This window comes from Citrobacter sp. Cu233, from assembly GCF_030332225.1.
Taxonomy (GTDB): domain Bacteria; phylum Pseudomonadota; class Gammaproteobacteria; order Enterobacterales; family Enterobacteriaceae; genus Citrobacter.
Map to the genome: position 1 here is coordinate 82,567 of NZ_JAOWIF010000028.1, position 12,733 is coordinate 95,299.

A 12,733-nucleotide genomic window follows, 5' to 3' on the forward strand; every position below is an offset into this window, starting at 1 on the left:
CCGGGCCACTATGTGGCCCGGCGAGTTGAGAGTTTAGTGCAGTTTCAGGCGCGGACGGATCACCCGGTTGATACTGCCAACCAGCATCATCAAACCGGTTTTGAAGTAACCGTGCAGCGCAATCTGGTGCATGCGGTACAGTGAGATGTAGACGAAGCGCGCAATACGCCCTTCCACCATCATTGAGCCACGCGTCAGGTTGCCCATCAGGCTACCGACGGTAGAGAAATTGGACAGCGAAACCAGCGAACCGTGATCTTTATACTGATACGCCTTCAGCGGCTTTCCGTTCATCTGCGCCAGAATGTTGCTCATTGCGCACGATGCCATCTGGTGCGCAGCCTGAGCGCGCGGCGGCACAAAACCCCCTTCCGGACGCGCACAGGACGCACAGTCACCAATCGCATAGATGTCCGGATCACGCGACGTCTGCAGGGTCGGTTCAACCACCAGTTGGTTGATACGGTTGGTTTCCAGACCGCCAATCTCTTTCATAAAGTCTGGCGCTTTGATACCTGCTGCCCACACCATCAGATCGGCTTTGATGTACTCACCATCTTTGGTATGCAACCCACCTTCGTCAGCGCTGGTTACCATCGTCTGAGTCAGTACACGTACGCCAAGTTTAGTTAACTCGTTATGCGCAGCACTGGAGATCCTGGGCGGCAACGCGGGCAGAATACGTTCACCGGCTTCCACCAGCGTCACGTTCAGCGCTTCGTTGGTCAGTCCTTTATAACCATAGCTATGCAACTGTTTTACCGCATTGTGCAGCTCTGCAGAGAGTTCTACCCCCGTTGCACCACCGCCGACAATGGCGATATTCACTTTGCCGTTCGCGCCCAGGTTTGCGGAATATTTCAGGAACAGATTCAGCATTTCCTGGTGGAAGCGGCGCGCCTGGTGCGGGTTATCGAGGAAAATACAGTTCTCTTTGACGCCCGGCGTGTTGAAATCGTTGGACGTACTGCCCAGTGCCATCACCAGCGTGTCATATGGCACTTTACGCTCAGGGACCAGCAGATCGCCTTTCTCGTCTCGCAGCTCAGCAATCGTGATGGTCTTCGCTTCACGATCGATATCCATCACCGAACCCAACTGGAACTGGAACCCGTGGTTACGGGCATGCGCCAGATAGCTCAGCGCATCAACACCTTCATCCAGCGATCCGGTTGCCACTTCATGCAGCAACGGTTTCCACAGGTGGCTGTGGTTTCTGTCTACCAGCGTGATTTTTGCCTTTTTCTTACGACCCAGTTTTTTACCCAACTGCGTCGCCATTTCCAGCCCGCCAGCACCGCCGCCGACAATCACGATCCTTTTCAATGGTGTAGTCAACGTGACCCCCTCAAATTTATTAACCAATTGTTAATTAAAAGTTATTAGCATAGCCTTTAATTAACAACAAGTTACAGCAATGAAAATGTTCTTCGAGACTGAGAATAACACGAACGGTGCATTGGTCATACCAAAATTGATGTGTATCAAGTTTTGATGCTGAAAAGATAGACAACCCAGACTTTTAGGACAAAAAAACCAGCCCGAAGGCTGGTTTTTTAAACGCTCATTGAGGATTAACCTAGCGTCTTAAACGCTTTGATTCGCTGCAAATGTGGAGAGATATTTTTGAATTTATGGGTTTGTTCTTCATCCCATACAATTTCATAGTAATGATGTAGCGCCTCCGACGAACGCTGGCTGTTCAAGGCTTCATCATGGCGTGACAGAATAACCAGGCAGCGATCGCGATTCTTCTCGCGGAAGTTGGTCACACATTTTGTGGCGATATCAGCATACTCTTCCGGCCTGTCGATTTTCCCTTCCATATTCTCATACGGGAACAGGTTAGGGTTAAACACCACCTGACGAATATCACACAGGAAACCAATCCGTTCAGCCCAATATCCCCCCAGCCCAACACCGCAAATCAACGGTCGATCGTCCACATTAAGCTGCAACATTTTGTCCACTTCTTTCAGCAGATGCTGCATATCATGTTTAGGATGCCGCGTGCTGTAGCTAATCAGCCTGACATCCGGGTCAATGAATTGCAGTTGCAATACTTTCTCGTGGTTGCCCGGACTGTTAGAGTCAAAACCGTGTAAATAGATAATCATCGCATCCTCGCCAAACTTGCGTTAATGACCTGCTTTCTCTTCCTGCCAACGCTCATGAAGCTGGTTGAGCTGGGCGCTTACTGTCTTCCAGCGAGCCGAGTCCATCAGTTCCTGACGTGAAAATGAACCTTTATGATACAAACGTGTAACACGTTCTGCATTGATCGGCGACAGATTATCTAAAACACTGACCGCACCCTTACGATTATTGCAGACCAGGATCATATCGCAACCTGCATCCAGCGATGCCTGCCCGCGCTCTGCGTAGCTCCCCATAATTGCTGCGCCTTCCATCGACAAATCGTCGGAGAAAATCACGCCATCGAAACCGAGCTCCTGGCGAAGCACTGTTTTCAGCCAGTGGGGTGAGCCACTCGCGGGTCGCGGGTCTACATCACTGTAAATGACGTGCGCTGGCATAATGGCATCCAGTTTGTTTTCAGTGATTAACGTCTGGAATACCGACATATCTTTCGCGCGGATCTCGGCTTGCGGACGCGGATCGGTTGGCGTTTCTTTATGCGAATCCGCCGTCACTGCACCATGTCCGGGGAAGTGTTTTCCGGTCGTTTTCATGCCGGCCGCATGCATGCCATCAATAAAGCGGGTTGCCATCGCCAACGCTTTCGCGGGTTCGGCATGATAAGAACGTTCACCAATCGCAGCACTGATATGTCCCACATCCAGAACGGGCGCAAAGCTAATATCAATATCCATCGCGATCATTTCACTGGCCATCAGCCATCCAGCGTCCTGAGCCAGTTTGCCCCCCTCTTCCAGCCCATGCAGTGCAGCAAAAGATTGCGCCGCAGGCAGACGAGTGAAACCTTCACGAAAACGCTGGACGCGTCCCCCTTCCTGATCCACTGCCACCACCAGATGATTGCGCGACGCGGCACGGATCTGGCGAACCAGCTCACGTAGCTGTTCCGGGTCATGATAATTTCGGGTAAAGAGGATTAACCCACCTACCAGTGGATGCGCCAGAATCTCACGCTCTTCAGCGTCCAGCTCATACCCTTCGACATCCAACATTACTGGGCCCACACTGCTCTCCTTATCCTTTTATTGTTAGCTGCCGCCAGGTTTCATCGGCCAGCCTGATAAATTGTCGATCGCCGGTTTGTTGCCAGCGATACTCGAACCATCCCACCTTCAGCATCATCACCCACAGCTGCCAACGCCTGACCTGCCGCCACAGGACATCGGGTTCACTATGCGCATGTTTGGCATAGGCATGAACCAGCTGTCGGCGCTGAGATTCATCCGCGGCCCACACTGCCGCGAGTTCCAGAGCTATATCACCGTCTCCGGCATATTCCCAGTCGATTAACCGTAGTCCCGACGCCGTGCGTACAATATTGTCGCCGTGAACATCCATATGCAATGGTCCCAATCGTAAGGGACGCGGCTCACCTTTGGTTCTTAGCCGCTTTAGCAGTTGCAACCAGCGCGGCGTTCGGCGCGTCGGATCGCTACACTGCCAGTACTGTTCGAGCAGTGGCAACAGGCTGATTCGCCAACCCAAACGGGGTTGCTGATGCAAATAATACAGTAAGCCTGCGAGTTCGTCGGCTTCCGGTAATCTGGATTCTACCTTACCGTGAAAAAAATCGACTGCCATCCACCCCCGCGTATAAAAACGGGGGCTGGGGGCAAGATTCTCAGGCAGTTGTTTTAACGCGTGATACTGGCGTAGAAAATGCGATTCTGGCGCGTAAGGATCGTGATGACAGCGCAGCACTAAACGGTGGGCCTGATGTTCGATGATGCAGCTCCCGCCGCTCAAACCGCTTTGGCTGGGTACGACGGGATGATACTGCGGGAAATAGCGCGACAAAACTTCATCGCGCGTCAGTCTGTTATTGTTGCTGAACGGCACCTTTACCTGACCAGATTATCTCGCCAGTTTGTACCAGCATTAATTGCATTTGCAGCGAAGGGGCATTGACGTTACCGGAAGCGCTGGAATAGAGCACATACTGAGCACCAACGTTACGGGCAATACCAATCGCTTTGCTGCGTGTTCCCAGGCTGTCGTTCGGCGACAGACCCAACTGCTGCTTGGCTACTGCCAACTGCTGTGCAGAAACCAGGGTAAATTTACCATTATTCGCCAGTGCGTTTCGCAAAGTCTCGGTGGCATCACCTGCGTTCAAGGAGCCGTTGGTACGGTTATTTACGCTATCAACCAGCAGTACGCCTCCCGCTTTCACACCCTCAGCTTGCAGCATTTTGCCGACCATCGGCTGCATTGCCCCGTTCCAGTCATAATGACGCTGACGAGGGGTTGGCTGCGCCGTTTGGTCCTCGTGTTCAATCGGACCCGGTTGCTGCGGAATAGTGGGTACTGTTGGCACAACCGGCACTGGCTGTTGCGGTTGTGCGGGTTGTTCCGGCACCGGCTTGACTTCCTCTACCGGCGCTGGTTCACGTTGAGCCACACAACCGGAGAGAAACATCGCCAGCGCGGCAATCAATGCGTAGCGATTCATTTTGATCTTCAAGATTCACCCCTTACAGATAAAGATAAAGCCTAACCTTGTGCGCCCCCAGATAATTGGCGCTGCCGTACAGCGTTACCGACGAACGAGCCGGAATAGTCATGCTGCGTGGCGCTTCCAGAGGGTGCATCTCCAGCCCTCTGGCGTCATACCAGTAAAACCGATAATGAACGGTGACAGGTTCTTGTCTTTCGTTATAGAGTCGTGAGGATGCAGAGGCCTGAATATCAGACGTTGTTAACTCAGGCGGCTCTGCGGTTATACCCGCCGCCAGTACTGTTGATTCCATCACCAGAGACTGCTCATCACTGACCGGAATTTCCGGGTGTGAACGGCAGCCAGCCAGCAACAGCAGACCCAACGTAAGCGCAATACATCCTCTGGTCATTATTAAAGACCTTTATGCGCGAGCATGGGACCAAGCGCACGTCCACCCAGCAGATGCATATGAATGTGATACACCTCCTGACCGCCATGACGGTTGGTATTCATAATCAAACGGTATCCATCTTCAGCAATGCCTTCCTGCTCAGCGATTTTCGCCGCCACGGTGATCATTCGTCCCAGCGCCTGCTCATGCTCTGCCGTCACATCATTGACGGTTGGGATTAAAACGTTCGGGATGATCAGAATATGCGTTGGTGCCTGAGGTGAAATATCACGAAACGCAGTGACCAGCTCATCCTGGTATACGATGTCCGACGGAATTTCACGACGAATAATTTTGCTGAATATAGTTTCTTCTGCCACGACGTTTTCCTTTTTCATTAAGAGCCCATGCGTTGTGTCATGCTACGCCGGGTGACTCTGCGAGTATAGAGTATGAGCGAGTTACTCACGCTCTTTCAACTTTAACCCTCGATTTTTTAAGCCAAAAGCCCTGCCAGGGCTGTTCTTATAACCATTTCCCGGCGCTATCGCTCAGACATAGTACTGAAACAATATTTCATTTATACGTAGCATTTGTTTACACATTGAATATGAATGCGTATATTTCGCATTTGCATTCTCATGCATGGCAAATAATTAACAGCCAAAGGGTTCATTACGCACTCACGTGATTAGAACTTAATATTAATAATTATCAAGGACTTTCCGATGTCTTTCACAACACACTACAGGGACGAACAGCCCCGTTCTGCTATTGTCCCATCCCTCCTGGCCGCCTGTATTACGGCTGCGTTATTGCCTTGCACCAGCCTCGCCGCCTCCGCAGAAGAGACAGTGATCGTTGATGGTTCAGCCTCCGCCACATCCCGTGATGAGCAAGATTACAGCGTTAAATCGACATCCGCAGGCACAAAAATGCAAATGACACAGCGGGATATCCCGCAATCTGTCAGCATCGTCAGCCAACAGCGTATGGAAGATCAGCAACTCCAGACACTGGGTGATGTGATGGACAACACACTGGGGATCAGCAAAAGCCAGTCGGACTCTGACCGCAGCAGCTATTTCTCTCGCGGATTCCAGATCGATAACTACATGGTCGATGGGATCCCGACCTATTTTGAATCCCGTTGGAACCTCGGCGATGCCCTTTCTGACACGGCCTTGTTTGAACGTGTAGAAGTGGTTCGTGGTGCAAACGGGTTAATGACCGGTACGGGGAATCCTTCGGCATCTATTAACATGATCCGTAAACATGCAACCAGCCGCGAGTTCACGGGGAATGTCTCCGCGGAATACGGCAGTTGGAATAAGCAACGCTATGTAACGGATTTGCAAAGCCCATTGACAGCAGACGGCAACGTGCGCGCCCGCATCGTGGCAGGTTATCAAAATAACGACTCCTGGCTTGACCGCTACAACAGTGAAAAAATGTTTTTCTCGGGGATTGTCGATGCCGATCTGGGCGACACCACCAGCCTGTCAGCAGGTTACGAATACCAGCGTATTGATATCAACAGCCCAACCTGGGGCGGCTTGCCGCGCTGGAATACCGATGGCAGCAAAAACAGCTATGATCGCTCGCGCAGCACCGCGCCGGACTGGACCTACAATGACAAAGACATCAACAAAGTCTTCGTGACACTCAAACAGCGTTTCGCGGATACCTGGCAAACAACCCTGAATGCTACACACTCTGAGGTCAAGTTCGACAGCAAGATGATGTATGTCGACGCTTACGTTAATAAAGCTGACGGCACACTGATTGGTCCCTATGGCAACTATGGACCGGGCTATGATTACGTTGGCGGAACAGGCTGGAACAGCGGCAAGCGTAAAGTCGATGCCGTCGATCTCTTTGCCGATGGTGGCTACGACCTGTTTGGTCGTCAGCATAACCTGATGCTGGGCGGTAGCTACAGCAAGCAGAATAACCGCTATGAGAGCTCGTGGGCGAACGTATTCCCCAATGAAATAGGTAGCTTCTATACCTACGACGGCAACTTCCCGGAAACCAACTGGAATCCGCAATCACTGGCCCAGGACGATACCACGCACATGAAATCGCTGTACGCCGCGACACGCATTTCGCTGGCCGACCCATTGCATTTGATCGTCGGCGCGCGCTATACCAACTGGCGTATCGATACCCTGGCCTACAGCATGGAACAAAACCACACTACGCCCTATGCGGGTCTGGTTTATGACATCGATGATAACTGGTCCACTTACGCCAGCTATACCTCTATCTTCCAGCCGCAGAACAAACGCGACAGTTCCGGTAAATATCTCTCCCCTATTACCGGCAACAACTACGAGGTTGGTCTGAAATCAGACTGGATGAACAGCCGTTTAACCACCACCCTCGCCGTATTCCGTATTGAGCAGGATAACGTGGCGCAATCAACCGGCGTACCAATCGCTGGTAGCAATGGCGACACCGCCTATACAGCGGTGGATGGAACGGTCAGCAAAGGCGTTGAATTCGAAGTGAACGGTGCGATCACGGATAACTGGCAGATGACTTTCGGCGCAACGCGGTACGTTGCGGATGATAACGAAGGCAATGCAGTCAATCCGAACCTGCCGCGGACTACGGTAAAATTGTTCACCCGTTATAACCTGCCTGCCCTGCCGGCACTGACCGTGGGGGGTGGAGTTAACTGGCAGAATCGCGTGTACAGCGATACCGTGACGCCATACGGCACGTTTCGTGCAGAACAGGGAAGCTACGCGCTGGTGGATTTATTCACTCGCTACCAGGTAACGAAGAACTTCGCTATCCAGGGCAATATCAATAATCTGTTCGATAAAACCTACGATACCAATGTCGAAGGCTCTATCGTCTATGGTGAGCCACGTAACGTCAGCCTCACCGCCAGCTACCAGTTCTGATAATACCCGGTCTGTAAAATATCCACCTGCATGTCAGGTGGATTTACCGAAAAGCTAAAAAGCAAAAAGCCCGCTCAAGTATCCTTAAGCAGGCTTCTTAAATATGGCTCCTCTGACTGGACTCGAACCAGTGACATACGGATTAACAGTCCGCCGTTCTACCGACTGAACTACAGAGGAATCGTTGTGGAGGCTTATCTTAGCGGCGAAAAAACTTTTGTCAAACCCCAATTCCTACATTGGGGATCAATTGATGCTTCTCTCGACAGTTTGTTGCATTTACAGACATTTTAAATGGAAAAAACTTTGCAGCTTTTTTGATTCTCCTTCATCATTTGAAATGAGGTTTCAACTTTCTTCATTAAGGTCCACTTTGAACGTCTCCGCAGCCTTACGCCAGGTCGCATCCCGCACGACCTGGTATGCCAAACGCAAGCGTTATAAAGTTCTCTTTTGGCGCGAAATTACCCCACTTGCTGTCCCCATTTTTCTGGAAAACACCTGTGTACTCTTGATGGGAGTACTGAGCACCTTCCTGGTGAGCTGGTTGGGTAAAGAAGCTATGGCAGGCGTCGGGCTCGCCGACAGTTTCAACATGGTCATCATGGCATTTTTCGCCGCTATCGACCTTGGCACGACGGTGGTGGTTGCTTTTAGTCTCGGAAAGCGCGATCGCCGACGCGCCAGAGCCGCAGCCAGACAATCACTGGTGATCATGACGATATTTGCTGTCGTACTGGCGGCGGTGATTCACTATTTCGGTGAGCAGATAATTGATGTCGTTGCAGGAGAAGCTACCCCTGAGGTAAAAGCGCTGGCGCTAACCTATCTGGAATTAACCGTGCTCAGCTACCCTGCTGCGGCAATTGCGTTAATTGGCAGTGGCGCACTGCGCGGTGCCGGAAATACCAAAATACCGTTATTGATTAACGGTGGTATGAATATCCTGAACATTATCATCAGTAGCATCCTGATCTACGGCATTTTTTCCTGGCAAGGGCTGGGATTCGTCGGCGCAGGTCTGGGGTTGACGATTTCACGTTACATTGGCGCCATCGCCATTATATGGGTGCTGATGATTGGATTTAACCCAGCGCTGCGCATTCCCCTGAAGAGCTATTTTAAACCGCTGAATCTTGCCATCATCTGGGAAGTCATGGGGATTGGTATTCCTGCCAGTATAGAGTCAGTCCTGTTTAACGGTGGCAAGTTACTGACACAGATGTTTGTTTCAGGTATGGGTACCAGCGTAATTGCCGGTAACTTCATTGCCTTTTCGATAGCGGCACTGATCAACCTGCCGGGAAACGCTTTAGGTTCCGCGTCTACCATCATTACCGGCAGACGTCTGGGAAATGGACAGATTGCTCAGGCGGAAATCCAGTTGCGGCATGTATTCTGGCTCTCCACAATCGGTTTAACCGCCATCGCCTGGCTAACCGCGCCGTTTGCTGGCGTAATGGCTTCGTTTTATACCCACGATCAGGATGTAAAAGAAGTCATTGTCATCCTGATTTGGCTGAACGCGGCATTTATGCCGATATGGGCAGCATCATGGGTTCTTCCTGCTGGATTTAAAGGTGCACGTGACGCCCGTTTCGCTATGTGGGTCTCCATGTTGGGGATGTGGGGCTGTCGTGTTGTCGCAGGCTACACCCTCGGGATCGTATTAGGATGGGGTGTCGTTGGCGTCTGGATGGGGATGTTCTTCGACTGGGCAGTACGGGCCGCGTTATTTTACTGGCGAATGGTCACAGGCCGTTGGCTGTGGAAATACCCACGTCCTGAACGTGAAAAGTGTATAAAACAACCGTCTGCGTCTGAATAAGCGACGAAATGAGGAATATTTCAGCAAACGATCGCAAATATCCATTCAGGCTTTGACAACGCAGACAGGCATCGCTAATATTCGCCCCGTTCACACGATTCCTCTGTAGTTCAGTCGGTAGAACGGCGGACTGTTAATCCGTATGTCACTGGTTCGAGTCCAGTCAGAGGAGCCAAATTCTTGTTTTCAGGCGTGCTTATAAGTCCCTATGCAACTAGGCGTTAATAGGTTAGCGTGAAAATCTTTCCCGATGCGTATCTGGCTTTTCCCGCGCATCCGGCGAAATTGGGGTCATTTCAGTTCGATGATGGAGTGACCACCCTATGTCCATATCCGACACAAAAATCCATAGCATCAAGCCTTCTGATAAACCTTTTAAACTGACCGATTCTCGTGGTCTGTATCTGCTTGTCAATCCTGGTAGTTCACGCCTCAGGTATCTCAAATATCGTTTCAATCGAAAAGAATCCCGTACAACAACGCATGACGGCAAAAGCCGCCACGTCACCGGAAAAATGCCTGGGCCCGTTGCGGTGGCATGGCACACGACTATTTATGCCTATTTTAGGCAGAGTGCTGGCAATGGCTGATCCGTCAGTCTGCAAGTTAGCTCATAACGCTTCTGCCACAAAATAAAATCCATCAGCTCGACATTATTGCTCAAACCTAATTTTCGCATGAGGCTATGTTTCTGTGCACTTACCGTCTTCGGGCTGAGAGCCAGCCTGTCCACCAATTCTGATAATGAGGCTCCCTGGCTCAAGTAGTCGGCGACTCGTTTTTCAGATTTAGTTAATAGCGACGGACAGCAGGCATGACAACTAACCTCTTTCATCTGGAACCGTCGATGCCAGGCCAATATTATCTGACGCCGAATTTCCGCAAGAGTATCCGTTCTGCGCAGAAACACACAGTTATGCTGACACGGCAGAATCGTGTTCAGCGGAATCTTTCCACGTGCCGAGCTGATCACAATCATCAGGCTGCCCCGCTTACGTAATCTGTATTCAGGATGACACATTGCCTGCACACCCGCGGCACAATGTTCAACATAGATATCTGCAACGCGGATGGAGGAATTGCCTGGTGAGCCAGTCATTCGGACCAATGGAGTCCCCATTCCATGACTAAAAATATCTTCCAGTAATGACCACATTCCCTGACTATATATCTGGTTATCATCATTAAATGTCACCAGTAATTTTGAAGGTTTTAATTTCATTAATCTATTCCTGCTGCTCATTTGTGCATTTCTGATTTATCGCTGGGTTAAACACCTGGCAATAATCGAAGACGAAATTAGTTAGAAATAATGACTATAATACACAACCGTTACCAGACTGTATTTTTCACGACATTTTCGTTAGTTATAAACTGATTATAAATACCCTCCCTCCGTAATACACAGAAGCAGAAGACATATTCAACTAAAATTAATTTAACAAAAACAATAATTAATACACTTATCTTTTGTGGACAAAATTATCAAACCTGGTGTAAAAAACACTAAAGGGAACGGGCTTGCTAAAAAGATACCCTTGTCCAAGAGCAACCCCCATCTGCTGGAGTTTCTCCTGTTGTTTTTTATTTTCAATACCTTCAGCGACCAAAGGAGTCTGTATCAGTTCAGAAAGATGAACAATATTGCTAACGATGGACTCTTCGACTCCGCCTCTGCCCAGTGAATCAATAAACATCTTGTCTATTTTCAGATATTGAGGAGAAATTCTCTGCAAAGCGGCATGGTTCGAATAGCCAGTACCAAAATCATCCAGAGCCAACGATGCACCTGCGTCTTTCAACCGGTTAAGTACATTTTCCGGGATTAAATTCAGCTGTCTTTCGGTGATTTCCAGCATCACACCGATATCGATCAGACTCATGCGTTGAATAAATCGAATACAGGCATCTGTAAACTTATTGCACTCCAGGGATTCCGGTGGAATGTTAATTCCGATATGAAATGGATTTTCTCTCCGATAACTTATTTGTTGCATATCCACTTCTACCCGCTCCAGTAAACTGAGCGTCATTGCATTAATCAACCCATGTTGTTCCGCGTCATGAATAAACTCATTAGGTGTAACAATCCCCCGCTCCGGATGGTTCCATCGGGCAAGAACTTCAGCCCCCACAATTTTTCCGGACATGAGATCGACGACAGGTTGATAATATGGGATAAATTCGTCGTTATCGATCGCCCGTGCCAGCATTTCAATCGATGATAATCGATGTATATAACGCAGATGAACACATGATGCTATCAACAGAATGAAAAATAAAATAATGATATAACGATTATCTTGTAAATAATCACCGGCCTGCCGATTGGATTTATCCACAATCCAGAAAGGATAATTATGTGAAGCCGCGGGGAGCATAGATTTGCTATCGGGATGCAGTAAGAACAACGCATCTATTTTTTTATCATGGGAAAATTTTTGTAAAATATTATCGATGACTGCCTTATAGACCGCAACCGCAACCACTTGCCCTGCAGCGGGGAAATAAACCATGTACATATCCGTCTTTTGACGATGAACCAACTCAATCATCAAAGAGCGCGTGGTTGTACCTGGCGAATGAATTCCCAGCGATTCCCGCCCTTCAAGAGATGAACAGGTCCATTCGCCGTTTTCGATAATATTGAGCGAGCGAATACTGTCTTCTGATGCTGTCAGACGGTTCAGTGTTCGCAGCAAATCGTCCGTACAGTCTTTGTGAATATGTGGGCTGGCAAGTACTGCCAGTGTCCGTGCGCCATTAAAAACACGATTAATTTCTTCCACCAGATTACCTACTGCGTTCTCCCTGATGAGTTCTTCCTCTTTATTCCATTGCAGCCATGAGGCCAGCATTCCGGTCAGAAGAAAAAGTAACACCATCACTGTGGGCGCAGCTTTCTTGGTTATAAGCATAATTAACTCGTTTTTGTCGGGCAAAGCCCCCATCGGGGTGCTTACGGTATCGTTAAGAAATTAAGGTGAAAGCCTTACAAG

Annotated in this window: 12 protein-coding genes, 2 tRNA genes and 1 pseudogene; 5 read left to right on the forward strand and 10 right to left on the reverse strand. The window is 49.6% G+C overall.

Features of this window, described 5'->3' with window-relative positions:
* Nucleotides 1-33: 33 nt before the first annotated feature.
* From ndh to hinT, 7 genes are all read right to left on the reverse strand, one after another.
* Nucleotides 34-1,338: an NADH-quinone dehydrogenase gene (gene ndh, locus OGX95_RS01260; protein ID WP_286628034.1), complete on the reverse strand. Its 1,305-nt coding sequence runs from the start codon at nucleotides 1,336-1,338 to the stop codon at nucleotides 34-36.
* Between the two features lie 236 nt (nucleotides 1,339-1,574).
* On the reverse strand, nucleotides 1,575-2,117 hold the full coding sequence (gene ycfP / locus OGX95_RS01265; RefSeq protein WP_286628035.1) for an alpha/beta hydrolase YcfP: 543 nt from the start codon (nucleotides 2,115-2,117) through the stop codon (nucleotides 1,575-1,577).
* 21 nt (nucleotides 2,118-2,138) lie between these two features.
* Nucleotides 2,139-3,164 carry a beta-N-acetylhexosaminidase gene (gene nagZ, locus OGX95_RS01270; RefSeq protein WP_286628036.1) on the reverse strand — a complete coding sequence of 342 codons (1,026 nt, stop codon included), beginning with the start codon at nucleotides 3,162-3,164 and terminating at the stop codon, nucleotides 2,139-2,141.
* Nucleotides 3,165-3,174: 10 nt separating this feature from the next.
* Nucleotides 3,175-3,999 (reverse strand): thiamine kinase, encoded by an 825-nt coding sequence (thiK, locus tag OGX95_RS01275; protein WP_286628037.1) that lies wholly within the window; start codon nucleotides 3,997-3,999, stop codon nucleotides 3,175-3,177.
* On the reverse strand, nucleotides 3,980-4,612 hold the full coding sequence (gene lpoB, locus OGX95_RS01280; RefSeq protein WP_286628675.1) for a penicillin-binding protein activator LpoB: 633 nt from the start codon (nucleotides 4,610-4,612) through the stop codon (nucleotides 3,980-3,982). The genes thiK and lpoB overlap by 20 nt, the downstream gene beginning before the upstream one ends.
* A gap of 22 nt (nucleotides 4,613-4,634) precedes the next feature.
* The gene (locus OGX95_RS01285; RefSeq protein ID WP_048211964.1) at nucleotides 4,635-5,009 is read right to left on the reverse strand and encodes a YcfL family putative periplasmic lipoprotein; all 375 of its coding nucleotides are present in this window, start codon (nucleotides 5,007-5,009) and stop codon (nucleotides 4,635-4,637) included.
* A gap of 2 nt (nucleotides 5,010-5,011) precedes the next feature.
* On the reverse strand, nucleotides 5,012-5,371 hold the full coding sequence (gene hinT, locus OGX95_RS01290; protein WP_005121105.1) for a purine nucleoside phosphoramidase: 360 nt from the start codon (nucleotides 5,369-5,371) through the stop codon (nucleotides 5,012-5,014).
* Between the two features lie 348 nt (nucleotides 5,372-5,719).
* Between hinT and fhuE the strand changes: the two genes are divergently transcribed.
* Entirely contained in the window at nucleotides 5,720-7,906 is a 2,187-nt protein-coding gene (gene fhuE, locus OGX95_RS01295) for a ferric-rhodotorulic acid/ferric-coprogen receptor FhuE (RefSeq protein ID WP_286628038.1), read from the forward strand.
* Nucleotides 7,907-8,010: 104 nt separating this feature from the next.
* Here fhuE and OGX95_RS01300 read toward each other — a convergent pair.
* Nucleotides 8,011-8,086 (reverse strand) — tRNA-Asn (locus OGX95_RS01300).
* 6 nt (nucleotides 8,087-8,092) lie between these two features.
* Here OGX95_RS01300 and OGX95_RS22915 point away from each other — a divergent pair.
* The 4 genes and pseudogenes from OGX95_RS22915 to OGX95_RS01315 form a co-directional block, all read left to right on the forward strand.
* Complete coding sequence (locus tag OGX95_RS22915) at nucleotides 8,093-8,200, forward strand: DUF5951 family protein (RefSeq protein WP_353655416.1); 108 nt, start codon at nucleotides 8,093-8,095, stop codon at nucleotides 8,198-8,200.
* Nucleotides 8,201-8,246: 46 nt separating this feature from the next.
* Complete coding sequence (locus tag OGX95_RS01305; protein ID WP_286628039.1) at nucleotides 8,247-9,734, forward strand: EmmdR/YeeO family multidrug/toxin efflux MATE transporter; 1,488 nt, start codon at nucleotides 8,247-8,249, stop codon at nucleotides 9,732-9,734.
* A 99-nt stretch (nucleotides 9,735-9,833) separates the two neighbouring features.
* A tRNA-Asn gene (locus tag OGX95_RS01310) sits at nucleotides 9,834-9,909 on the forward strand.
* Between the two features lie 148 nt (nucleotides 9,910-10,057).
* Nucleotides 10,058-10,285, forward strand: a pseudogene (locus tag OGX95_RS01315) (Arm DNA-binding domain-containing protein); the annotation flags it as partial.
* An 8-nt stretch (nucleotides 10,286-10,293) separates the two neighbouring features.
* Here OGX95_RS01315 and OGX95_RS01320 read toward each other — a convergent pair.
* Together OGX95_RS01320 and OGX95_RS01325 are read right to left on the reverse strand one after the other, a co-directional pair.
* Nucleotides 10,294-10,956, reverse strand: a complete 663-nt coding sequence (locus OGX95_RS01320; RefSeq protein WP_286628040.1) for a response regulator transcription factor — start codon at nucleotides 10,954-10,956, stop codon at nucleotides 10,294-10,296.
* A 241-nt stretch (nucleotides 10,957-11,197) separates the two neighbouring features.
* Entirely contained in the window at nucleotides 11,198-12,652 is a 1,455-nt protein-coding gene (locus OGX95_RS01325) for an EAL domain-containing protein (RefSeq protein ID WP_286628041.1), read from the reverse strand.
* Between the last annotated feature and the right edge of the window lie 81 nt (nucleotides 12,653-12,733).

What these genes read in the sequence shown, in the direction of transcription:
- ycfP (WP_286628035.1), bottom strand. Translation starts at nt 2,117, where the DNA reads ATGATTATCTATTTACACGGTTTTGACTCTAACAGTCCGGGCAACCAC.
- lpoB (WP_286628675.1), bottom strand. Translation starts at nt 4,612, where the DNA reads ATGAATCGCTACGCATTGATTGCCGCGCTGGCGATGTTTCTCTCCGGT.
- OGX95_RS01285 (WP_048211964.1), bottom strand. Translation starts at nt 5,009, where the DNA reads ATGACCAGAGGATGTATTGCGCTTACGTTGGGTCTGCTGTTGCTGGCT.
- fhuE (WP_286628038.1), top strand. Translation starts at nt 5,720, where the DNA reads ATGTCTTTCACAACACACTACAGGGACGAACAGCCCCGTTCTGCTATT.
- OGX95_RS01305 (WP_286628039.1), top strand. Translation starts at nt 8,247, where the DNA reads ATGAGGTTTCAACTTTCTTCATTAAGGTCCACTTTGAACGTCTCCGCA.
- OGX95_RS01320 (WP_286628040.1), bottom strand. Translation starts at nt 10,956, where the DNA reads ATGAAATTAAAACCTTCAAAATTACTGGTGACATTTAATGATGATAAC.
- OGX95_RS01325 (WP_286628041.1), bottom strand. Translation starts at nt 12,652, where the DNA reads ATGCTTATAACCAAGAAAGCTGCGCCCACAGTGATGGTGTTACTTTTT.